Source organism: Mesorhizobium sp. P3_A2, from assembly GCF_056403115.1.
Map to the genome: position 1 here is coordinate 289,157 of NZ_JBFUGC010000004.1, position 19,854 is coordinate 309,010.

The following is a 19,854-nucleotide window of genomic DNA, read 5'->3' on the forward strand; positions in this document are numbered from 1 at the left end:
CTCAGGCGCCCTTCCCTTTGACCGCTTCAATGCCGACCGACCTTGGACTGAACGAAGCGAACAGCGCCTGGACATAGGGCCGGAACATGTGCTCCAGCGCACCGGCAAACAGGATGACGAGGCCCTGGATGATGACGATCATGTCGCGGGAAATTGCCGGCATCTCGAAGGCAAGTTCGGCGCCGCCCTGGTAGAGCATGCCGAACAGGATCGCCGCCAGCACGATGCCGACCGGATGCAGACGACCCATCAGCGCCACGGCGATGCCGACGAAGCCGGCGCCGGAGACGAAATCGATCGCCACATTGTGCTGGTCGCCCATCACCGGGTTCAGCGTCATCATGCCGGCCAGCGCGCCCGAGATCATCATCGCGATGAGGATGATACGCGTCTCCGAAATGCCGGCATAACGCGCCGCTTTCGGGCTATGCCCATAGGTACGCATCTCATAACCGAGCTTGGTGCGCCAGATCAGCAGCCAGACCAGGAAGGCCATCACCAGCGCCAGCAGGAAGCAGATGTTGAAGGGCGCCGAGCGGATCTTGGCGCCGAACAATTCGATGATCCAGTTGAGCTTGGGCAGCTCGGCGCCAGCGAGGAAGTTGCGCGTCTGCGGCGCCTGCGAGGCAGCCGGCTTCAACGGTCCGACCAGGAGATAGACCATGATCGAGGCGGCGATGAAGTTGAACATGATGGTGGTGATGACGATGTGCGAACCGCGCTTGGCCTGCAGATAGGCCGGGATCAGCGCCCACAGCGCGCCGACGGCGGCCCCGGCGACGATCGCCAGCGGGAAGGTCAGCCACCACGGCAGCACGCTGTCAAAGGCGAGACAGACCACGCCCACCCCGAGGCCGGCAATATAGGCCTGGCCCTCGGTGCCGATGTTGAACAGGCCGCAATGCGCGGCCACCGCCACCGACAGGCCGGTGAAGATGAAGGTGGTGGCGTAGAACAGCGTGAAGGCGATGCCGGTTCCCTTACCGAAGGCGCCTTCGACCAGGATGACGGCGGCGCGGAACGGGTTCTCGCCCACAAGCATGACGACGAAACCGGCAACGATGAAGGCGACAGACAGGTTGATCAGCGGAATCAGCCCATAATCGGCCCAAGCCGGCAATTTGGCGTAAGGCGTGCTCATTCTGCAGCCTCCTGGCGCTCGACACCCGCCATCAGCAGGCCAAGCTCGCCTTCGGTCGCCTCGGGGCCGCGTTCGCCGACGATGCGGCCGGCAAACATCACCAGGATGCGGTCGGACAGCGAACGGATCTCGTCGAGTTCCACCGACACCACCAGCACTGCCTTGCCCTGGTCGCGCATGGCGATCAGCCGCTTGTGGATGAATTCGATGGCGCCGACATCGACCCCGCGCGTCGGCTGACCGACGATGAGAACACCAGGGTCTTGTTCCATTTCCCGCGCCAGCACGATCTTCTGCTGGTTGCCGCCGGAGAAATTCGCCGTCTTCAGGCGCGGATTGCCGGGACGAATGTCGTATTTCTCGATCTTGTCCTTGGCGTCGGCCATGATCGCATCGATGTTGAGGAACGGCCCTTTGAGATAGCGCGGGTCGTCATGATAGCCGAGGATCGAATTCTCGTTCTCCTCGAAGGCCAGCACCAGGCCGACGTGGTGGCGGTCCTCCGGCACATGGGCGAGCCCGCGGTCGCGCAGCTCGCCGGGGTCGGCCGCTCCGGTCAAATCGATCGGCTTGCCGTCGAGCATGACCGAGCCGGAAACCGCGCGCCTGATGCCGGAAATCGCCTCCAGCAGTTCGGACTGGCCGTTGCCGGCGACGCCGGCAATGCCGACGATTTCGCCGGCGCGGATATCGAAGGAGATGTCGTCGACCATGGTGACGCCACGGGAATCCTTCACCGTCAGGTTCTTGACCGCGAGCTTGACGGCGCCAGCTTCCGCCTCGCCCTTTTCGACCCGCAGCAGCACGCGCCGCCCGACCATCAGCTCGGCCAGTTCCCCCACCGTCGTCTTGGCTGTTTCGCGCGTCGCCACCATCGTGCCCTGGCGCATCACCGAGACATTGTCGGTGATGGCCATGATCTCGCGCAGCTTGTGGGTGATCAGCACCACCGTTTTTCCCTGCTCCTTCAATTGCTTGAGGATGCGGAAGAGGTGGTCGGCCTCGGCCGGCGTCAGCACCCCCGTCGGCTCGTCGAGGATCAGGATTTCGGCGCCGCGATAAAGCGCTTTCAGGATTTCGACGCGTTGCTGCAGGCCGACCGGCAATTCCTCGATGATGGCGTCGGGATCGACTTCCAGCCCGTATTCGCGTTCCAGGCGCTCCAGTTCGGAGCGCGCCTTGGCGATGCTCTTTTTCAGCAGTGCATCGCTTTCGGCGCCGAGGATGATGTTTTCCAGCACGGTGAAATTGTCGACCAGCATGAAGTGCTGGTGCACCATGCCGATGCCGAGCGCGATGGCGTCATTGGAGGTCTTGATCGACGCCGGCTTGCCGCCGACGCGGATCTCGCCGCTGTCGGCCTGGTAGAAGCCGTAGAGGATCGACATCAGCGTCGACTTGCCGGCGCCGTTCTCGCCGACAATGCCGTGGATGGTGCCGCGCGCGATCTCCAGGTTGATGTCGCGATTGGCGCGCACGGCGCCAAAACTCTTGTTGATGCCGATCAGTTCGATTGCGGCTTGCGCCATGCAGCCTGTCCCACTCTTATTTTTTTATCGCTTGGTCAAAACGCCTAGCATGATGCCCCGTCTGTGCCAATTGGCGGCGCAGCGACCACTCTCGACAAATCCCGGTGCGATTGTCAATTTCGAACGTGGCCGGAGACCTTCACATTCACTAATATACAAAGCTCAATAGTCGCATCACTTTGTAACTGCGTGCGCCGAGACCTGGGGAATTCGAATGATCATGCCTGCCGACCGGCTGACGACGCTGGAAATCCGCGCCACCGAGCAGGAAAAGACCATCGAGGAACTGTCGGGCCAGATCGCCGAGCAGTGGCAGGTGATCGAACGCATGCAGCGCAAGCTGGATGCCCTGACCGAGCGCTTCATGGCGCTGGAGGAACAGTCGGCGCCGGATGTGCCGGTGATCAAACCGCCGCACTGGTAGCAAGGAGAAGCCGATGGCCAGTGAAAGCGATCGCGTAGCCCGTGCCGGCGACTATGTGCTTGGCCTGATGAACGACCGCGAGCGGGAGCGCGCCGAGCGCGACCTCGAGATCGACCCCGTCTTCCGCGACACGGTGATGCGGCTGGCCGAGCGCATGCATGTCTTCGATCGTGCTGAGCCGTCGGGCGGCAGCGACCGCTGGCGGCTGATCTCGCAGCGCATCGCCGAAATGCCGCAAATGCGTGTGGTCGGCCACGACGAGGCAAAGCCCACGCCGGTGATCAGCAAGCTGGAGCGCCGCCCCTACGGCGTTGGTGTGCATTCGCTCGGCGGCCGGCGCGGCGCCGTCATCGCCATCGCGCTGATCGTGGTGTTTGCGCTGGGTTATCTCTTGGGCACTTTATAGCGCGCGCGACATCAGAGCCATCGGTTCGCCATCCTGCGCGAAGGTCTGCACCTCCACCCAACCGAGCGCTTCGTAGAAGCGGCGCGCATGCCAGGTGTAGAGGTAGAGCCTGCCAACGCCCGCCGATGCCGCATGGGCTTCGACCGCTCTGACCAGCGAGGTGCCGATACCCCGCCCCCGATGGTCTTGGTCGACAATCAGCCCGGCAAGCCATGGCGTCAAATCGTGCGCCGGATCGATCTCGTTGCGGACCAGCAGACAACTGCCGATTGGCAGGCCCTGGTCTCGCGCAACGAACGCGGCTTCGAACCCGTCGCTGGCCAGCAATTCGCGAAGACCGGTTGCGTCTTCCGCCAAAGTTCGTCCGCTACCTGCGAAGAACGCTGCAAGCCGCAGCCTTGCGACCGCCCCCACGTCGCGCTCAGCCATGGCTTCGATTGTGGTCGGCATCACAATTGCACCCCCCAAAACAAAACCGCCGGGCTTCACCCGGCGGTTCCAAACCTTAGTCCTTGCCTATCAATACGGGCAGGCGTTGTCGGCGGTGTAGTCATGCACCTCGATCTTGCCGGCGATGATGTCGGCCTTGGCCTTTTCGACCGCGGCCTTCATCTCTTCGGTGACCAGCGCCTTGTTGTTGTCGTCCATGGCGTAGTCGACGCCGCCTTCCTTGAGGCCGAGATTTTGCAGGCCGCCTTTGAAGGTGCCGTTCTTGCCGTCCATGAAGGCGGTGTAGACGGCCACGTCGACGCGCTTCAGCATCGAGGTCAGCACCTTGCCGGGCTGCAGGCCGTTCTGGTTGGAATCGACGCCGATGCCGAGCTTGCCGGCATCCGCCGCCGCTTGCAGCACGCCGACGCCGGTGCCGCCGGCCGCGGCATAGACCACGTCGGAGCCCTGGTCGATCTGCGTCTTGGCGATCTCGCCGCCCTTGGCCGGATCGTTCCACGCCGCCGGCGTGTCACCGGTCATGTTCTGGATGACGTCGGTAGCACCGGCAGACTTGGCGCCGCCGACATAGCCGCATTCGAACTTGCGGATCAGCGGAATGTCCATGCCGCCGATGAAGGAGACCTTCTTCGTCTTCGAAGCCATCGCCGCCATGATGCCGACGAGATAGGAGCCTTCATTTTCCTTGAAGACAAGCGAGCGGACATTGGGCAGGTCGACGGCATCGTCGATGATGGCGAAGTTGAGGTCCGGATATTCCTTCGCGACCACCTTCAGCGCATCCTCCCAGGCAAAGCCTGCCATGACGATCGGATTGCGGCCGTCCTCGGCGAAGCGGCGCAGCGCCTGCTCGCGCTGTGAGGCGTTGGACACTTCGAACTCGACATAGGCGGTGCCGGTTTCGGTCTTGAACTTTTCGGCGCCGTGATAGGCAGCCTCGTTGAAGGATTTGTCAAACTTGCCGCCGAGATCGTAGAGGATGGCCGGCTGGACATCCGCGGCGACAGCCGGGAGAACCATTGCGGTTGCGGCCAGGAGGCCGAGAACGATACGTTTCATGTGATCCACACCCTGTCGGTTATTTTTTTCCGTTACGCGCCGCCCGCCTGCCCGGTTCTCCGGCAGGCATACGACATCAGCCAGGAGCGTACTCCCCTCCCGCTCCAGGCAATCTGGCACGGCCCGAAACAAAATTCACGCGGAATTTTGACCTTTTGGAAAAGCATGCCCAAGGCGGTGACAACCGTGGGCGGTTGCCGCCTTGTCGTCGCAAGTCCGCCGGAACAATCCCGTCAGCTTGGGGCGAATTCTCCGCCTCGCCGCCGGCGCCGGTAGCCGATCGCATGGAGGAGGAAGGCAAGCACCGCGAACACGGCAAAGCCGGGCTGGGCAAGCACCCAGGCGATGCCGGCATCCCATATGATCGGGCTAGCCTTGGCGCGCACGAAGGTCTCGAAAGCCGCGCGGGTGTCGGGCGACACCGCCAGCCAGCTCGAATTGAGCGGCGTCATGACCAGCGCGGAGGCCGCCACCGAGCGTGTCGCGTCGAGCACCGCCATGATGACGGCAACCGAAAGTGCGACCATGGCCGCAAGGCGAAACAGAAAACGCAACATCGAAATCTTCCTCCGGTCCTCAAGCTCCTCCCGAGGACCATCCGGTCAAGACGAGGAATAGAATGCGTAGGCCCGGCGCGCAATCGGCCTACGCGAATTTGAAGCCCCCCGTCTGCCTATATCGCCGCCTTTCGGCTGCGCCGATGCACGAGCCAGACGCCGAGGATACCGCCGGCAATCGCGCCGACCACCAGCCCGGCAAGGCCGATGAACATCGCGAAGTAGCCGCAACCGCCTTCGAAACAGCTGATGTCGGTGACTTCGGCGATGGCAGCACCCAGCGCGAAGCCGGCGACGGCGCCGACGGCCGCCCCGAGGATGATGCCGAGCAAGGCTGCGGCAATCGAGGCGAAGGCCGACGGCGCTTGCGCTTGCCGCGCGGTATAGACGGCCGCAGGTCCGGCATCGCGGCGCAGCAGGTAGATGCAGAACAGGCCGATGCCGATTTCGGCGGCAGTGATCGCCATGCTCCCGGCGGAGAAGACGAATTCGGGCACAGCCAGCACATAGGCCTGCCTTGCCAGCAGAAAGGCGATGATGGCGATCTGCCAGAAGGTGAAATGGCGCGGGAAATTCGCCGAACGGCCGAAGGCTAGGCCGAGCAGATAGAGCCCCCACAGGATGGTGATGATGTCGAAGGCCAGCGCGCCAAGGACGAAATAGAAGACCGTGTCCGGCAGGCCGAAACTGCCCACCAGCCACCAGGCCGAGACCAGCCCATAGACCGACAACGCCATGACGAAGAGGAGCCAGACCACCGGGATGAAGGACAGGTCCGAACGCCCGGGCGGCAACCCGCCTGGGATGCCTCCGGCAGGCGTTCCGCTGCCGGAATTTTCGCCAATCGATGTCACGTCGGACAATGCCCCCCGCAAAGCCTCTGCTTCACTCGACAACTGGCCTGGGGCGAAGTCAAGCGCGGCCGTCCCCACGGCGTTGCCTGTGCACACCATTCGGCGCCCCAGCGCTTCTGGAACGGAGGCGCCGACGATCCCGCGAACGATGCATGGCCGGCAAAGCGAATAGACTGCCGTTATGGCTTGGCATTCGGCGCCGGATCGACTAGATGAGCCCCGCGCCTGTTTGATTGACGGGCGCCGGGAAGGGCATCCGCTGGTTGGCGGCGCCCGTGACGCGGGTCTCCCCCGCACTTCCCAAAGGGATGCATCTCCCCAACCCGCGCGGCACAACCGGCCGGCGCGAATGCACAAGACGGAGAGGTGGCCGAGTGGTTGAAGGCGCACGCCTGGAAAGTGTGTTTACGGGAGACCGTAACGCGGGTTCGAATCCCGCTCTCTCCGCCAGCCTATTCATCATCACCAAATACTTGATATAATTATATAAATTTCATTAACGTCGACCAGCCGGAGCCCCAAAGCGATCCGCGCCGGCGCAGCAACCTGAGACTTAGCGCCGTGTCTAGGCAGTTGCCGCGGTCGCCTGCGCAGGGACCCGCTTTCGAGAGGCCGGACGGCGTCGATCGCGGCGTTTCGAAACGACTTTGAGGGGAACGGCCGGCGCTGGAGACAGCGCGCCAATGACAGCGTTGACCATGCCGTTGGCCACGAAATCGGCGCTGATGTCGGCGGCCAGAGCTTGCCCTTCTTTCCAGGCATCGCCTTCCTCCGCGTCCGACCAGAACACAATTCCGATTCTCAAACCTGCTTTGGCGCGTTTCAGTCTGCGAACCAGAAAGCGAGCATGCTTGATAGAATCCCGGTTCAGGAAACCGACCACGACAGTGTCTATCGTCTCCAGTTCGAGAAGACGAATACCTGCCGGCTCCATATCGACGAAACTTGCCTTCGCCACTGTTGCACCTTGCACCTCAAGCACCTGAGCGAGCATGGCGGCCGCAGCGTCGTCGAGTTCCCCCCGCCCGCCGGCACAGAGCACCGACATGTCCTTGCCATCGGGCAGTTCGATCTCTTCCTCCTCGACGCCATCTGGTTCCTTGCTCACGCTCCCTTCCGCGGTGGCTGTCGGCTCATCTTCCTCGCTTGCTTCCTCGTGCGCATCGTCGGCAAGATTTGCCACAAGAATTTGGGCGCTCGCCGCCACCTGCCTTCGCTGCTGATCACCCATCACGCCACGCATGCGGTCCTGCTCGCCCAACAGGAGAGCAGGAATGGCGACCTTGTCGTAGAAGTCGATCAGATACTTCTCCTCGAGGATCTCCTCGGCATGGTCAGTGGCCTCGTCGGGATCGCCGGCCAGAAGCCGCTGATAGAGGCGGGCGTGAGGTTCGAGGACGGGCTCGTTGCCAAACAGGACGTCGAGAAATTCGAACTGCGGAACGTGTCGCCCGAGGACGACGAGACAAACCGTGAGCGGCGTCGAGAGGACCAGGCCGAGCGGCCCCCACAGCCATGTCCAGAAGATCGCCGCGACGATGATGGCCAAAGGGGAAAGTCCCGTGCGCGAACCGTAGAGCCACGGTTCGACGACATTGCCGGTTACCAGTTCCATCACGATGAACAATGCAGCGGTCCACAGCACGAGCGACCAGCCGGGTGCCACGGCCAAGGCGAGGAACAATGGCAGCAGCGCGCCTATCACCGGGCCGATATAGGGAACAAAGCGAAGCGCCAGTGCCATCAATCCCCACAGCAGCGCGTTGGGAATGCCGAGCACCCAAAGCCCGATCGCAATGGGTATTGCGTAGACAATGTTGACCACCAATTGCATGATCAGATAGCGGCCCACGCGCTTTCCGGCCTCCTGCAATGCCTGTGTCGTGCGATGGAGATCCCCGTAACCGACCAGGCGGATAAACCGGTCGCGCAGATCCTCGCGCTCGAGCAACATGAAGATGACCACGATGATGATCAGGCCAGCCGATGCCAACGGGCTGATCAACGGTCCGATGATGTTCTGCAGGACCTCGAGTGGTCGCTCGCGCGCGATGATCTCGACGGGAACAGGCTCGCGCCGGGGCTTGTCCGCCGCCGGCGGCGCCACGTCCTGTCTATCGATCTCCTGACCGACACGCTCGATCACGCGGCTTAGCCTGGCAATGATGCCGCCACCAACGCCCGTTTCCTTGAGAGAACGCACCTTGGTCAGAATGTTTGTCTGGTAGGTTGAAATGTTCTGGGCAAGCTCGCTGACCTGGGTCGCCATAATAAAGCTGAACAGGCCCAGGGCCGCGAATGCCCCAATCACGCTGAGAAGGACTGCGGGAAGCCGAGGCAATCCGAGGCGCTTCAGTGCGGAAACAACCGGCGCCAGCGCAAAGGTCAAAAGCAGCGCGATGGCAATCGGGAGAAAAACCTCGCGACCGAAATACAGCGCAGCAACCGTCGTGACGACAGTTGCGACGTTGGGCAGAGCCGTGCGCGGACGGGCAGTTCCGGCCGCCAGAATGCCTCCTAGCCCTCGCTCGGACGATGGGATCTCGTTTCTACGGTTGGCCGCCACCTGATTTCCTCCGTTGCCTCACCCATGATTAGACCCATTCGACCAGCGTGCAATGTTAGCGGAGTTGCATACATGCGTTTTGCGGTTTGCAGGCTCCAGATTTTCCGCCTCACGCTCTCTCAACCGTGAAACCGAGCTCGGGAACCTCCGACCTGACCGAGCGCAGATTCCTTTTGACCTCATACTTTCAAAACGGATGCACAACCCAACGACGCAGGCTATGTTGCCCCGCCGGGCCTACGTCATCGAAGGAGAGGGCATGACATGCAGGCAATGCCGATAGCGCATCAAGCCGGGCAATCCGAGGTCAGGCCCATATCCTCCTTGACCGGCTATCCGGCCGCCGTCCTGTGCTGGCTGCTTTCGGCTGGTGTGTATATCGCGGCCAAATGGGTGGCGCCTGAAATGCCGCCCTGGGGCCTCTGCTTCTGGCGGCTGACGCTTGCTTGCGCCATCCTGCTCCCGATTGTGCACCGTCATCACGACGCGATGATCGGGCTTTTGCGCACTCGCGCCGCGGAGGTCATCGCCGTGGGGGCGATCGGTCTCACGCTGTGCCAGGGTATGATTTACCATGGCCTCAATCACACCGATGCCACCACGGCCGGTATCATCATGGCGCTGTCGCCTGTCATGACGATGGTGCTCGCCCGTTTCGTGCTCGGCGAGCCGCTCGGGCTGTGGAAGTCGCTTGGCGCGCTGGTTGCGCTCGCCGGGATGATTTTCATCGTTGCCCACGGGAACCTGACGGCGCTGCTGCAACTCAAGTTCAACGCTGGTGAGCTGTGGATCGTCGGCAGTGCGTTCTGCTGGGGCCTGTACACCGTGCTTTTGCGCCGTGCCAAATTCGGCATCGAACTCCTGCCGATGGTCGTGCTGCTGCTCGGCGCCGGCGCGCTGGTCGCCTTGCCCTTCCATTTGTGGGAATTGTTCAACGACGAACGCTCCGCCATGGACGTCGACAGCATTCTCGCGCTCGCCTATCTGGCAGGTCCCGGCGGCGCCTTGATGTACTATCTCTACAACAAAAGCGTGGAAACGCTCGGCGCGAGCCGGGCGAGCATGCTGCTTTACCTGCAGACGGTGTTCGTCGCTATGCTCGCCTATCTTCTGCTCGGCGAGAAGTTGCACGATTACGACCTGGTCGGTGCGGCCTTCATCGTCGCCGGCATCGTACTTGCCACCGTGATCAAACCAAGGCCAGCTTAACCATCAGCCGGCAGCCTGGGCACCGCGCGTCGCTCTGAGCGGCACGCCACGCGGAACTACGCGCCCTACATCCAGGCATGGATGGTGGCTACCGCCATCTATGTCTGCCTTCCCGAATCGAGTTGCACCCCAAGTCGCTCTTTCCTTCTCCACCGCACCACGGCGCGGTAACTGGTTCGATCGACAGGCACATGAAGCACGAAACGGTCGGGAATTGCGATGTCGGCCTTCACCCGCAACTCCGCACCGTGAGCGTGCTGGTTACAAACCAGACAACTGATGCTGACGTCGCCGGAGTCGATTGTCGCTTCCTTCAGAACAAGGTCACGGATATGCGACCGTCGCTCTATTGGTGGGTCAGTCGGCACTGCCTTATTCCTCTGATTTGACGAACCGAAACCGTTCCGGAACGCGGGATGGAAGGAAACTACCGGCCCAGCGGCTGCCTCGAAAGACTGACGAGCTCGGCTTCGTCGACCACGCCGGCCATATAGTTCGCGATAATCCGGGATGCGAGAGCCTCGCGTGCTTCCGGCGATTGGCCGTCGAGCTTGAGCTGCTGGAATACACGCCCCAACAGTTCGAGTTCGGATGGCTGCAGAATGCCAGCCTCCGTGGCTTTGCGTCGAATGGTCACGTGTTATCCTCCACCGCGGTCAACGAACATACGACCGCGGCCAGGAAACTCAACTCCACTGTTGAGGGCGCCCAGGCGCGCAAATGCCGTTTCGGACGTGCGAAGCTCACCGCGGCCTGTGCCGCGCTCGCCATCTTCATGGCGGATTGCCGGCCTGCTCCCGCAGCCAGGCGCAGAAATGCCTCGGAGCCATGCGGCGGTCGTCGGCGCGCATCAGCGCAAAGTGCCAGGCGGGACCGCTCAGCACGTGACGGAAGGGGGCGACCAGAAGGCCTTGGGCCAACAAAGAACCGAACAGGGTGGGCGACAGCAGCGCCACACCACCACCTGCCAATGCGGCATTGGCGTTGAGTTCATGGGTCGGGAAATCGACTGCGGCGAACCGTATGGCCGACGGGATTTCGCCGTGCGCCACGATGAACCATTGTTCCCAGTCGGGATGCGGCAAGAGTTCGAAATCGACCAGTTCCGCCGGAACTGCAAGCGAATGCGTTCCGAGCAGGGACGGCGCCAGCATTGGCGTCACGTCCACCGGGATGAGCCGGTGTTCCTCAAGGCCGGTCCACCCACCGCGACCCGTTCTGATGATGACGTCAAATGCGTTGGGATCGCGTATATCCGTCGAGACATCCAGCTCGATGCCGGCCGGTCCTGAATCAGGATAGTGCGGTAGACGCTGCGCGAGCCAGCGTGATGCGAACGTGGGTGGTGCGGTGACCTTTAGAGGAGGCGTCGCCGCCTGAAATCGGTCGACCGCCTCCGCTATCCCGGCGAGTGATTCCCGAACCTGGCTTGCCAGCGCGGCGGCGGCAGGTGTCGGCACAACGCGGCCATGAACGCGTACAAAAAGCGGCTGCCCAAGCTCGGCCTCCAGTGAGCGGATACGCAGGCTAACGGCCGCAGGCGTCAGGAAAAGGCGTTCGGCGGCCCGCGCAAAGCTGGCGGTCGCAACGCATACTTCGAGAATGCGCAGGGATTCCAGGGAGGGCCGCATGATTAGTTTTCCTTGCGACAGCGACAAGAAGAGCGCGTTTTTTGAGTAACGCGCACTGGTGTAGATGCCGGCCTCGAAACTAGGAGGCATTTGATGTCGCTGCAATCAAGACACTTGTTTACCCTCTTCATGACGCTTCACCCCGTCATGGATCTTGGGCACACGCCGGCGGGCGGCCGACGTATTTTCGCGGTCTCGGGCGGAAACTTCGAGGGCGAGCGCATTAGCGGCACGGTGTCGCCGCTCATCGGGTCCGATCTGCTTCTCGGCCGGACGGACGGCACATTCCAACAGGATGTCAGGCTGCTCCTCGTCGCCGACGATGGCGGCTTGATCATCATGACCTATCGCGGCGTCAGGCGCGCGTCTCAGGCCGTCGACGAACGCCTGGCACGCGGAGAGTTGGTCGATGCATCTGAATACTATCTACGCACAACGCCGTATTTCGAGACCGCTGCGCCGGCCCATGCCTGGCTCAACAGCATTGTATCGGTCGCCAGCGGTGGCCGGACGGCAAGCGGTGTCGAATATGAGGTCTTTGAAATCCTCTGACGTGAAAGCGCGGCTACCCAATACGCCTCGCTTGGAGCGAGCATGGCAGATGATGCTTCGCTGGTTCTGGCTGCACATGCAGAGGCGCCAAAGCTCGCGCATGCTGCGCGAGCTGACAGACGAGCAACTCAGCGACATTGGCCAGCGCCGCAGCTCCAACGAGAACGTCTCGCCACGCCCAACAGACCGCCTTGATGAACGCTAGCCAGTCCATGTCACTCCGGTCGCTGAGCGGCGCAATCGGCAAGGCCGCCATCCCATCCTCGCCAGCCGTGCGGTACCTTCATCCCGCGGCCTGCGCCGACCTGCGCCGCGCGTCGCTCACCGTCAGCCAGACGGCGGAGACCAGGAAGTAGAAGGCGCCGAACGCTGCATAGGGCGCGACATTGGTGATGTCGATCGTCGCCGCGCTGCCCGCCATCTTCACAAAGAATATACCGGCCAGTGCCGACTGAGCGCCGCTCAGCACCATTGCCCACTGCGCGCCGGACTTCCAACGCCTGACCGCAGTCGCCAGCTGAAAGAGGCCCGAAAAGACTGCCCAGACGCCGAAGACGACGAGCACAGTGCTCATACCTTTGCCGAGAGCAATGGCGACTGCCACGGTGGTGACGATGCTGACGACGAAGTTAAGCAGCTGCGTCTTGTTGCGGTTCAAGCCGCCAGTGCGCTGTGCGTCGATGAAGTTGGCCAGAGCATCCCAAGCCGGATAGGCGACCAGCATGATGGCTGCCAGGGGAGGCATTGTTTTGGCGACCGTGAAGGCCAGGAGGACCCAGACGGTCGAAACGGCAAAGCGTGTGAAATAGTAGCTTTTAAGCCAGGCGGTTGAGGATTGAATCAGCTTGGTTTCATTTGTCCTAGCAAGCATTTCGATTTCTCCTTTGTGTTTGCTTAGGCTACCTACTAGAAGGTAGACAATGTGATGTCAACCCCTGTTCTTGCCGATCGGACCTAGCCATCCCGGCTACCATCATTGCCGGCCAAAAGGGGTCAGGGCGGACCAGAACTCCGGCCCAACCGGCATGATCACAGCCTTCGCTCGGGAAGCGCTTCGGCCGTCAACGACATGCCTGTCTCGGCCGCGGCAGCGGTTGCACGGCCGATCGCACCAACGAAATCGGTCCCTGGGGATCAGTCGAGTGCTGACCTCCGGCGCAGTGGATGACCGGCTCGCTATTTCCAGATCAATTCAACTGCTCCGGGGGCGAAATTGCTCTCGAACCAACAAAACATCAGCTCGCCTTGGAACCAAGACCCATCGCCATCTGAATGGCAAAGGAGCCGCTAACGGCCGAGGGAAGCGCAGATGCAACCAGATGAAAACCCTTGGCCACGCTTTGGCCGGTCGAGCGGGCTTCTCATCACGGGTCGGCGGAACGAGGCGATTGGCTTTCACCTTCTCAAACCCGGCGGTGATCGTCGACTGCCGCCGCGCGATCCAGGCATTGAAGGAATCCGACGTTATCGAGCTTGTCCGGCAAATTGCGACGGCGGACGACGCCGATGTCGGCCTGATGGCGGACACCTTCTGTACCTTACTTGTCGTCGATCGAATGGCCATGTTCCGGCGTCCTTAATCTGCATCAAGGTCAGAGATCATCCGGCTTTCACATCGGCGGGACGACGCCATCTTTGCCGACGACCACCTGCTGTCCGAGCACGCCACTTGCCGCTTTCTCAGCAATGATGAAGACGACCGCCCCCGGTGCGAGGTCGTCCTTTGTAGCCGCGGCTAGGGTGACAACAGGCGTGCTGTCAGGGATGGAGATCTTCTTTTCCTTGCCATGGTAGGACACGGTTACGGTCCGCCCCTGGATGCCCGTGACCGCATCGGCCACCGTGGCATTGGTCATGCTGCTGTCGGGCTTGAGATCCCAGCCGTAACTTCCCTCGCCGGCGCCCCGCAACGCCGGCGGGAAGATGAGGACCTCAAGCGCACCGTCGCCGCCCTCAGCTTTTGGCTGAGAGGCGATCCCGACAAAATCGCCAGGCTTGATGTCGGTGACCTGTGCCCGGGCCACGGCCGAGATTTTCCAACCATCGGCCAAAGTGACGTCAAGTGTTTCGCCCTCCCGAGTTTTTACTTTCAGCACCGATGCACTGAAGGTCTCAACCGTCCCTCTGATGTGGAGTTGGGGCGCCTTCTGGTCCTCCGCCTGCGCAGCGCTGGTTAGCAGCGGAAATGCAGCAAAGCCCAAGGCGACCAGCGCGGGTAAAATCTTTCGGATCATGGTGGTTTCCTTACCTACTGGTTGGTAGTTGTTGAACATAATATGAGAATTCGGAGGCGGGCTAGCCGCCTCTGCCGCGCAAACAACTTGTTAGTGAACCTTCGCCGATAGTCGCTGCACGGTCGGCGTCAGGATGGCGTCGAAGACGGCAGGGTTGCCATAGGCACGCGCGGACAGCATCGCGCCATGGACAGTTGCCATGAACATCTCAGCCTCCAGTTCCGCCGAGCCGGCGAATTTGAGTATCCCCTGTTCGGCGCCCCGCTGCATGACCTTGGTCAGCCAGGACGACAGAAACCTGAAGTAAGCCCGCACCTCGACGGCAATTTCAGGCGGCAGCGCCGGGAGTTCGCTGGCAAGCAGCGCGCAGACGCAAAACGGAACGCTCGCATCCTCAATGCATTTTGCCCAGTAGCCGGCATAGGTTCGAAGCAGCGCGAGCGGGTCGGGGAATTTGCTTTCCAGATCTGCCATGCCGGCCTCGGTACGCTCGCGATGGCGCACCACAAGCGTGCGAACGAGGTCGACCTTGCTGGGGAAATGGTGGTGGATGCTCGCCTTGCGGATTCCCACTTCGCCGGCGATATCGGCGTAGCTGAATCCGTTGTAGCCGCCCGCCACGATGAAGCTTCGCGCCGACGCCAGAATCTGATCGGAGGTCATCACAAGATTGCCCATGGCGGTTAACTACCTACTAGTAGGGTTGTTGTCAATCTCTAATTTTTACATACGCGGAGACAAATCCTCATGTGCGCCGGCTCGGTTGCGGGTCTTAAAGGAATTCCGCATGGTGGAGGGGTTTGATGAGTAATCCGGTTACAATGGCACTTTCCGATACAATCGATCGAATCCGATCCGGAGTCTTCCATATCGTCTGCCTTGACGATTTCGGTAACCGAATAGCCAGTGGAACGGCATTCTCTAGCTATGGCTACCTCATAACGAACGCTCATGTCGCTCAGGTGCCGGCGGGTTGCACAGTGTGGATCAGGAGAGAGGGTGATAGCCAGAATGATGGCTTCAAAATTAAGGGACAGAGATTTCGATTCCGGCAAAAGAGCGCATCAGATGAAAACAATCATGATTTTTCGATTCTTGAAATTCCAGAAGTAACCGAAAGGGATAATAGCCACTCTTTCACGATGCGAGACCCAGATGGTTATCGAGTTGGGCAATCCGTGGCTTTTCTAGGATACCCTTTTGAGCATCAGAACTTGTCTTGTCACTCAGGAATAATATCGTCATTTTACCGATCGGGACCGGCTAACGTCTTGCAATTGGACGCAAGCGTCAATGTAAGCAATTCAGGCGGCCCGCTCTTTGACATCGAAACTGGCGAGGCCATCGGAGTTATTACACGCAAAGCAACAGGTTTAACGAGAGCTTTTGGAGAACTACGAGAGGCAATAAAGAAAAATATAGCGTTGGTTGAGGCTGCCACCAAAATGGGAGGGGTAAGCCTCATGGGGATCGATCCGAATGCTGCTTTCATTGCTAGTCAAAATCAAATGTTACGCACGATCGCAGAAATCGAGAGGCAGGCCAATGTCGGGATTGGATATGCCTTTTCCATAAAACATCTCATGGACGACAATCTTATCCATTCCCGACTGTAGTGGCGGGCCACACCCACTAGAACCAGCGGCGGTCGCGTTCCAGGGTTTGCCCGAGCAGCATGCCGATCAGCAGCCCGGCAATGCCGCCAAGGACGAAAGCACTGCTGATCGTGCCGGGATTCTGCTGGACGGTTTCGGACACCGTCTGTGCCTGCGATCTCAACTGCTGCGCTGCCCGTGCCGCGCGCTCGGCCGCGCTGCCATACCAGCCGCCTGCCTCGTCGACGGCATCTTCGGCGCGGTCGGCAAGTGTCCTGTTGATCTTGGCTATCTCCCGCTTCAGCGATGCAACCTGCTTTTCCAGGGCCTCCTGGGCTTCGCGGGCGGAAATCTTCGGGGTTTCGTTGTCGGCCATGGGCTGTTCCTTTCGTTAAGGTACGGGGAACGGCTTACAGACAGGGATGGTTCCGAACGCTTGTCCGTACCGCCACACACGGCATTCTCATCCGGCTTCGGCTCGCCCCGCCAGCTTCTTCGCAACGCTGCGGAACCACGATGAGTCTGCCGTGTTGTAGGCTTCAGAGCCAAGCGAGAGGGATACCGCACGTGCTAAGCACCGTTCGAATGATGATCGGCCAGACCCGCGATGCGATCGGTTTGTCCAAGCGCGTCCCCACCATCCCGACCCATACCGATACGCCCGTCTCCAGGGAAATCGCCACGCTCACCGCCATCCGCCTGGCCGACATGGCCGGCCTCGGCCCATCGACGGCCGAGAGCTGACGGCCTTGCGGACCGGCGACCCGGTCTAGCTTTTGATGTTGAAAAACGCGTCGCGCGCGCCTTATAAAAATCGACGTTTCCCATTGCTCATTGAAGGAGATTGGCGATGGATAACGTCCAGAGCAACGAAGTCGACCGACCTGCCGTTGAGGTGGTCGAGGCCTGCGGAGAATGGTTTGTCCGCGTGGTCGAACACGGCAAGGCAACCACGACATCTTTCGAACGCGAAGCCTTCGCCCTGACCTTTGCCGAGGGTCAGCGAATACGCCTGCGGCTGGAGACGATCACGAGGGTCTAGCGTTGGCGCCAACGCACGGGGCAAGGCATGTTTTGTCCGGTGGCGAGCCGCATCCGCTATCGCCTTGGGCGCTGCAGCCTTCACCCTCTGACGGCAGGCGGCCAGTCCTTGAAGACGGTGGTCGAAATGTGCAGGGCAAACAGCTTGCGGCCCTCTCCATCGCTGACTTCCATACGCCATTCCCGATCGCGTTCGAAAGCGCCGTCCAGATCGCGCAGTATGTAGCCGGTGGTCTGCGTTGCCTGTTCCCAGGCGGTCTCGACATCGGGCAGGACAACGCCCTCGTCATCGCGCAGAAGCGGTCCGTAGCCGGTGTCGAAGAAATATCTGGGCATCGGGTCTGCCTCAAGGCTTAGCTTCGCAACCCGGGATGGGCTGGTCCTGCCATAAGACAGGAAATCGCCCCTCACGCATTCACATGCATTAAGGCCACATGAATTAGGGCCGTGCGCAAGGCTTCAGCCGCCGACCGCTGCTTGCGTCCGCAGATGCAGATAGCTTGGATTCCACCCGGCTTCCTGTTCGAGCCCCTTGGAATTCAGCACCGTCAACTGGTCGCCTTCGAGGCTGATCAGCGATTTGCGCCGAAGCGACTGCAGGACGCGGTTCATGTGCACCGGCGTCACGCCCATCGTGTCTGCCAGTTCGACCTGCGTGAGCGGCAGCGTGTATCTGTCGTCGGAGACCAGACCCACCGAGCGCAGCCGGGCCAGCAATTCGCACAACAGGTGCGCCACCCTCGGTTCGGCCTGTCGTTGTCCGATGTTGACCAGCCATTCGCGCAATGTCCCCTCGTCGACCATCGTGCTCATCAGCATAGCCCGGGCGATGGCCGGGCGGCCAAGCAACTGTTGGATGGAAGAACGGCTGACATCCACCACCTGGCATTCGGCAAGCGTGCCAACGGAGTGATCCATGTGATCGAGCAGATAGACATGCAGGTCACACAAGTCGCCGGGCACAAGGTAGGCCATGATCTGGCGCCGGCCGTCCTGCAATATCTTGTAGCGGCATGCAAAGCCGCGCAGCACCAGATGGACATCGCCCGGCTTGTCACCTTCCGCGATCAGGTCGACATAGGGCTGGACTGTGCGGGTCTTGCCCACCACCGCGTCGAGGAGAGCGAGATCGGCTTGGTCGAGAGGGCCGAAATTGAGAAGCTTTCGACTGAGAAAGTTGACGCTCATCATCCAACCTGCGGTGAATTCTCCTGCAGATTTAAGGCCAGTTCCGGGATCGGCCTTAACATATGATAAGACGCGGCTGGCCAAAAGCCGTCACGCGGCCTATCTCTCTAAAAGTGGTCGTCGAAGGCGGGATGACTTCCCCAGCAGCGAACGATGCCCTCCCCAGCGCGGGATCGGCCGGTGGATCGGTTTCTTCGCAAACCGAGGATTTGCGTGCCACGATTTTATTTCGACGTTCAGCGGGACGCGGTCTCCGAACCCGATCTGATCGGCACCGAACTCAGCGGCGATGACCTCGTTCCGCAACTGGCGTTGGGATTGGCGCTGGAGATTGCAAGGGAGGCCTTGCCGCAACTGATGACCATTGTCATCTCGGTGCGGGGCGGCGGAACCCTGCAGCTTTATCAGGCGACACTCAGCCTTGTCGGCAAATGGAACGCCTAGAGCAATTCCAGGAAAAGTGTAAGCGGTTTTCCGTCCGGAATTGCGTAAAAACAAAGAGATAGAGCGGTTCGCCGTTTCCGAAAAACGGTGAACCGCTCTAGCGTTAACATAGGTTGAGGCGGACAATCCGAAGAACGGCATAATCCTCCCACGCGATCAAATCCGGGCGAGCGCGTGCGCCTTCGCGGGAGGGCAGCCACTATGCTATTCGGCGTATTGAATAGAGACGAGCTTGCTCTTTGCAGGCAAGTTTTCCGACATTGGTCCGGGCTCAGTGGTCTAGTCGAAACGTTGTCGCGCGAGGATTTGGCGTGGGAAATTCTGCAGGCGCACAACGCCGGCGCAACCACCTACGCCAAGCTGGTCGCTGCGATTACCACGAGGACCGGCGAAGCCTGGTATTTCAACGCGATCGACAGCGGCCCGCCCATGGCGTCCGATAGCGAAGCACCCGTTGAATTCTAGAGGCTGCGCACCGCTTCTGGCGCTCTGTGCCCTTTGGGAGTGCTTGTGATGAAATCCGACAACGATGGTCTGGTCGACATGCCCTACGACACGGAGGGCTTCGCGGAAAAACACGGCCTGACGGTGCGCGCAGCCGAGGTCGTTCTGATTTCCAACGGGCCGTCGAAAGTTGCATGTGATGCCGCGGCCCGCGCTTTCAAGGAAGCGCTGTCGATGCGCAACAGGCAGTGGCAACGCGACTAATGGATACGCGCTGCGGGAGGCGGGCTATGGCTGAGCATTTTATATCGAAAAGCGGCGTAGCATATCCGGATGACCTGACGTTGTTGAAAAGGGTGTACGACCGCATCTGCGCCGAACGGACCCTGTCTCACGGTTGTCCCGAGGCTGCCGAATTGGCTGCAATGGCGATGGACCTTTTCAGCCGCGGGATTTTTGAGGAAGACGCGCTCTATGGCGAACTTCGCCGAAGCTGAGAAATTGGTCTGATCTTGCGGTGAATCCTTTGG

Annotated in this window: 27 protein-coding genes and 1 tRNA gene; 13 read left to right on the forward strand and 15 right to left on the reverse strand. The window is 61.0% G+C overall.

Annotation, left to right across the window (positions count from 1 at the left end; translation table 11 throughout):
• Position 1: 1 nt before the first annotated feature.
• Together AC1DXM_RS11685 and AC1DXM_RS11690 are read right to left on the reverse strand one after the other, a co-directional pair.
• Positions 2 to 1,141 carry an ABC transporter permease gene (locus AC1DXM_RS11685; RefSeq protein ID WP_477233172.1) on the reverse strand — a complete coding sequence of 380 codons (1,140 nt, stop codon included), beginning with the start codon at positions 1,139 to 1,141 and terminating at the stop codon, positions 2 to 4.
• Positions 1,138 to 2,670, reverse strand: a complete 1,533-nt coding sequence (locus AC1DXM_RS11690; RefSeq protein ID WP_352559571.1) for an ABC transporter ATP-binding protein — start codon at positions 2,668 to 2,670, stop codon at positions 1,138 to 1,140. The genes AC1DXM_RS11685 and AC1DXM_RS11690 overlap by 4 nt, the downstream gene beginning before the upstream one ends.
• 214 nt (positions 2,671 to 2,884) lie before the next feature.
• Between AC1DXM_RS11690 and AC1DXM_RS11695 the strand changes: the two genes are divergently transcribed.
• Both AC1DXM_RS11695 and AC1DXM_RS11700 read left to right on the forward strand, forming a co-directional pair.
• Positions 2,885 to 3,094: a SlyX family protein gene (locus AC1DXM_RS11695; protein ID WP_477233173.1), complete on the forward strand. Its 210-nt coding sequence runs from the start codon at positions 2,885 to 2,887 to the stop codon at positions 3,092 to 3,094.
• 13 nt (positions 3,095 to 3,107) lie between these two features.
• Positions 3,108 to 3,500, forward strand: coding sequence for a hypothetical protein (locus tag AC1DXM_RS11700; RefSeq protein ID WP_477233174.1), 393 nt, complete (start codon positions 3,108 to 3,110; stop codon positions 3,498 to 3,500).
• Here AC1DXM_RS11700 and AC1DXM_RS11705 read toward each other — a convergent pair.
• The 4 genes from AC1DXM_RS11705 to AC1DXM_RS11720 all read right to left on the reverse strand — a co-directional run bounded on the left by AC1DXM_RS11705 (position 3,495) and on the right by AC1DXM_RS11720 (position 6,420).
• The gene (locus tag AC1DXM_RS11705; RefSeq protein ID WP_477233175.1) at positions 3,495 to 3,989 is read right to left on the reverse strand and encodes a GNAT family N-acetyltransferase; all 495 of its coding nucleotides are present in this window, start codon (positions 3,987 to 3,989) and stop codon (positions 3,495 to 3,497) included. The two genes, AC1DXM_RS11700 and AC1DXM_RS11705, sit on opposite strands and share 6 nt — an antisense overlap.
• Before the next feature lie 30 nt (positions 3,990 to 4,019).
• Positions 4,020 to 5,009, reverse strand: coding sequence for a BMP family lipoprotein (locus AC1DXM_RS11710; RefSeq protein WP_477233176.1), 990 nt, complete (start codon positions 5,007 to 5,009; stop codon positions 4,020 to 4,022).
• Between the two features lie 233 nt (positions 5,010 to 5,242).
• Entirely contained in the window at positions 5,243 to 5,566 is a 324-nt protein-coding gene (locus AC1DXM_RS11715; protein ID WP_477233177.1) for a hypothetical protein, read from the reverse strand.
• A gap of 116 nt (positions 5,567 to 5,682) precedes the next feature.
• The gene (locus AC1DXM_RS11720) at positions 5,683 to 6,420 is read right to left on the reverse strand and encodes a hypothetical protein (RefSeq protein WP_477233178.1); all 738 of its coding nucleotides are present in this window, start codon (positions 6,418 to 6,420) and stop codon (positions 5,683 to 5,685) included.
• A 360-nt stretch (positions 6,421 to 6,780) separates the two neighbouring features.
• Between AC1DXM_RS11720 and AC1DXM_RS11725 the strand changes: the two genes are divergently transcribed.
• Positions 6,781 to 6,870: transfer RNA gene (locus AC1DXM_RS11725), tRNA-Ser, on the forward strand.
• Positions 6,871 to 6,985: 115 nt separating this feature from the next.
• On the opposite strand, the gene AC1DXM_RS11730 is transcribed toward AC1DXM_RS11725, so the two are convergent.
• Positions 6,986 to 8,986, reverse strand: a complete 2,001-nt coding sequence (locus AC1DXM_RS11730) for an AI-2E family transporter (protein ID WP_477233179.1) — start codon at positions 8,984 to 8,986, stop codon at positions 6,986 to 6,988.
• Positions 8,987 to 9,250: 264 nt separating this feature from the next.
• On the opposite strand from AC1DXM_RS11730, the gene AC1DXM_RS11735 reads away from it, so the two are divergent.
• The gene (locus AC1DXM_RS11735; protein ID WP_477233180.1) at positions 9,251 to 10,195 is read left to right on the forward strand and encodes a DMT family transporter; all 945 of its coding nucleotides are present in this window, start codon (positions 9,251 to 9,253) and stop codon (positions 10,193 to 10,195) included.
• 427 nt (positions 10,196 to 10,622) lie between these two features.
• On the opposite strand, the gene AC1DXM_RS11740 is transcribed toward AC1DXM_RS11735, so the two are convergent.
• Positions 10,623 to 10,832, reverse strand: a complete 210-nt coding sequence (locus AC1DXM_RS11740; protein ID WP_477233181.1) for a hypothetical protein — start codon at positions 10,830 to 10,832, stop codon at positions 10,623 to 10,625.
• A 136-nt stretch (positions 10,833 to 10,968) separates the two neighbouring features.
• A complete protein-coding gene (locus tag AC1DXM_RS11745; RefSeq protein ID WP_477233404.1) occupies positions 10,969 to 11,826 on the reverse strand; it encodes a LysR family transcriptional regulator in 858 nt (285 codons plus the stop codon).
• Positions 11,827 to 11,919: 93 nt separating this feature from the next.
• Between AC1DXM_RS11745 and AC1DXM_RS11750 the strand changes: the two genes are divergently transcribed.
• On the forward strand, positions 11,920 to 12,378 hold the full coding sequence (locus tag AC1DXM_RS11750; RefSeq protein WP_477233182.1) for a DUF3237 domain-containing protein: 459 nt from the start codon (positions 11,920 to 11,922) through the stop codon (positions 12,376 to 12,378).
• A gap of 283 nt (positions 12,379 to 12,661) precedes the next feature.
• Here AC1DXM_RS11750 and AC1DXM_RS11755 read toward each other — a convergent pair whose 3' ends face one another.
• Entirely contained in the window at positions 12,662 to 13,249 is a 588-nt protein-coding gene (locus AC1DXM_RS11755; RefSeq protein ID WP_477233183.1) for a DUF308 domain-containing protein, read from the reverse strand.
• A 517-nt stretch (positions 13,250 to 13,766) separates the two neighbouring features.
• Between AC1DXM_RS11755 and AC1DXM_RS11760 the strand changes: the two genes are divergently transcribed.
• Positions 13,767 to 13,958: a hypothetical protein gene (locus tag AC1DXM_RS11760; protein ID WP_477233184.1), complete on the forward strand. Its 192-nt coding sequence runs from the start codon at positions 13,767 to 13,769 to the stop codon at positions 13,956 to 13,958.
• A 30-nt stretch (positions 13,959 to 13,988) separates the two neighbouring features.
• On the opposite strand, the gene AC1DXM_RS11765 is transcribed toward AC1DXM_RS11760, so the two are convergent.
• Both AC1DXM_RS11765 and AC1DXM_RS11770 read right to left on the reverse strand, forming a co-directional pair.
• Entirely contained in the window at positions 13,989 to 14,612 is a 624-nt protein-coding gene (locus tag AC1DXM_RS11765) for a hypothetical protein (protein WP_477233185.1), read from the reverse strand.
• Between the two features lie 90 nt (positions 14,613 to 14,702).
• Positions 14,703 to 15,290 (reverse strand): TetR/AcrR family transcriptional regulator, encoded by a 588-nt coding sequence (locus tag AC1DXM_RS11770; RefSeq protein ID WP_477233186.1) that lies wholly within the window; start codon positions 15,288 to 15,290, stop codon positions 14,703 to 14,705.
• Between the two features lie 125 nt (positions 15,291 to 15,415).
• On the opposite strand from AC1DXM_RS11770, the gene AC1DXM_RS11775 reads away from it, so the two are divergent.
• A complete protein-coding gene (locus AC1DXM_RS11775; RefSeq protein ID WP_477233187.1) occupies positions 15,416 to 16,228 on the forward strand; it encodes a S1 family peptidase in 813 nt (270 codons plus the stop codon).
• Between the two features lie 16 nt (positions 16,229 to 16,244).
• Here AC1DXM_RS11775 and AC1DXM_RS11780 read toward each other — a convergent pair whose 3' ends face one another.
• On the reverse strand, positions 16,245 to 16,583 hold the full coding sequence (locus AC1DXM_RS11780) for a hypothetical protein (protein WP_477233188.1): 339 nt from the start codon (positions 16,581 to 16,583) through the stop codon (positions 16,245 to 16,247).
• 191 nt (positions 16,584 to 16,774) lie between these two features.
• Here AC1DXM_RS11780 and AC1DXM_RS11785 point away from each other — a divergent pair, with 191 nt between their 5' ends.
• Complete coding sequence (locus AC1DXM_RS11785) at positions 16,775 to 16,951, forward strand: hypothetical protein (RefSeq protein WP_477233189.1); 177 nt, start codon at positions 16,775 to 16,777, stop codon at positions 16,949 to 16,951.
• A gap of 106 nt (positions 16,952 to 17,057) precedes the next feature.
• Positions 17,058 to 17,249, forward strand: a complete 192-nt coding sequence (locus tag AC1DXM_RS11790) for a hypothetical protein (protein ID WP_477233190.1) — start codon at positions 17,058 to 17,060, stop codon at positions 17,247 to 17,249.
• Between the two features lie 80 nt (positions 17,250 to 17,329).
• On the opposite strand, the gene AC1DXM_RS11795 is transcribed toward AC1DXM_RS11790, so the two are convergent.
• A complete protein-coding gene (locus tag AC1DXM_RS11795) occupies positions 17,330 to 17,584 on the reverse strand; it encodes a DUF6894 family protein (RefSeq protein WP_477233191.1) in 255 nt (84 codons plus the stop codon).
• A 123-nt stretch (positions 17,585 to 17,707) separates the two neighbouring features.
• Complete coding sequence (locus AC1DXM_RS11800) at positions 17,708 to 18,520, reverse strand: Crp/Fnr family transcriptional regulator (RefSeq protein ID WP_477233192.1); 813 nt, start codon at positions 18,518 to 18,520, stop codon at positions 17,708 to 17,710.
• Between the two features lie 129 nt (positions 18,521 to 18,649).
• Between AC1DXM_RS11800 and AC1DXM_RS11805 the strand changes: the two genes are divergently transcribed.
• From AC1DXM_RS11805 to AC1DXM_RS11820, 4 genes are all read left to right on the forward strand, one after another.
• Positions 18,650 to 18,880, forward strand: coding sequence for a DUF6894 family protein (locus tag AC1DXM_RS11805; RefSeq protein ID WP_477233193.1), 231 nt, complete (start codon positions 18,650 to 18,652; stop codon positions 18,878 to 18,880).
• Positions 18,881 to 19,081: 201 nt separating this feature from the next.
• On the forward strand, positions 19,082 to 19,345 hold the full coding sequence (locus AC1DXM_RS11810) for a hypothetical protein (protein WP_477233194.1): 264 nt from the start codon (positions 19,082 to 19,084) through the stop codon (positions 19,343 to 19,345).
• 48 nt (positions 19,346 to 19,393) lie between these two features.
• Positions 19,394 to 19,588 carry a hypothetical protein gene (locus AC1DXM_RS11815; protein ID WP_477233195.1) on the forward strand — a complete coding sequence of 65 codons (195 nt, stop codon included), beginning with the start codon at positions 19,394 to 19,396 and terminating at the stop codon, positions 19,586 to 19,588.
• Positions 19,589 to 19,614: 26 nt separating this feature from the next.
• Positions 19,615 to 19,821 carry a hypothetical protein gene (locus tag AC1DXM_RS11820; protein WP_477233196.1) on the forward strand — a complete coding sequence of 69 codons (207 nt, stop codon included), beginning with the start codon at positions 19,615 to 19,617 and terminating at the stop codon, positions 19,819 to 19,821.
• Positions 19,822 to 19,854: the final 33 nt, after the last annotated feature.

Bases quoted from the DNA above. Each gene is read 5' to 3' on its own strand.
- AC1DXM_RS11815 (WP_477233195.1), top strand. From the start codon at position 19,394: ATGAAATCCGACAACGATGGTCTGGTCGACATGCCCTACGACACGGAG.
- AC1DXM_RS11735 (WP_477233180.1), top strand. From the start codon at position 9,251: ATGCAGGCAATGCCGATAGCGCATCAAGCCGGGCAATCCGAGGTCAGG.
- AC1DXM_RS11700 (WP_477233174.1), top strand. From the start codon at position 3,108: ATGGCCAGTGAAAGCGATCGCGTAGCCCGTGCCGGCGACTATGTGCTT.
- AC1DXM_RS11715 (WP_477233177.1), bottom strand. From the start codon at position 5,566: ATGTTGCGTTTTCTGTTTCGCCTTGCGGCCATGGTCGCACTTTCGGTT.
- AC1DXM_RS11770 (WP_477233186.1), bottom strand. From the start codon at position 15,290: ATGGGCAATCTTGTGATGACCTCCGATCAGATTCTGGCGTCGGCGCGA.
- AC1DXM_RS11750 (WP_477233182.1), top strand. From the start codon at position 11,920: ATGTCGCTGCAATCAAGACACTTGTTTACCCTCTTCATGACGCTTCAC.
- AC1DXM_RS11695 (WP_477233173.1), top strand. From the start codon at position 2,885: ATGATCATGCCTGCCGACCGGCTGACGACGCTGGAAATCCGCGCCACC.
- AC1DXM_RS11775 (WP_477233187.1), top strand. From the start codon at position 15,416: ATGAGTAATCCGGTTACAATGGCACTTTCCGATACAATCGATCGAATC.
- AC1DXM_RS11755 (WP_477233183.1), bottom strand. From the start codon at position 13,249: ATGCTTGCTAGGACAAATGAAACCAAGCTGATTCAATCCTCAACCGCC.
- AC1DXM_RS11810 (WP_477233194.1), top strand. From the start codon at position 19,082: ATGCTATTCGGCGTATTGAATAGAGACGAGCTTGCTCTTTGCAGGCAA.
- AC1DXM_RS11780 (WP_477233188.1), bottom strand. From the start codon at position 16,583: ATGGCCGACAACGAAACCCCGAAGATTTCCGCCCGCGAAGCCCAGGAG.
- AC1DXM_RS11710 (WP_477233176.1), bottom strand. From the start codon at position 5,009: ATGAAACGTATCGTTCTCGGCCTCCTGGCCGCAACCGCAATGGTTCTC.
- AC1DXM_RS11820 (WP_477233196.1), top strand. From the start codon at position 19,615: ATGGCTGAGCATTTTATATCGAAAAGCGGCGTAGCATATCCGGATGAC.
- AC1DXM_RS11790 (WP_477233190.1), top strand. From the start codon at position 17,058: ATGGATAACGTCCAGAGCAACGAAGTCGACCGACCTGCCGTTGAGGTG.
- AC1DXM_RS11690 (WP_352559571.1), bottom strand. From the start codon at position 2,670: ATGGCGCAAGCCGCAATCGAACTGATCGGCATCAACAAGAGTTTTGGC.
- AC1DXM_RS11795 (WP_477233191.1), bottom strand. From the start codon at position 17,584: ATGCCCAGATATTTCTTCGACACCGGCTACGGACCGCTTCTGCGCGAT.
- AC1DXM_RS11745 (WP_477233404.1), bottom strand. From the start codon at position 11,826: ATGCGGCCCTCCCTGGAATCCCTGCGCATTCTCGAAGTATGCGTTGCG.
- AC1DXM_RS11765 (WP_477233185.1), bottom strand. From the start codon at position 14,612: ATGATCCGAAAGATTTTACCCGCGCTGGTCGCCTTGGGCTTTGCTGCA.
- AC1DXM_RS11685 (WP_477233172.1), bottom strand. From the start codon at position 1,141: ATGAGCACGCCTTACGCCAAATTGCCGGCTTGGGCCGATTATGGGCTG.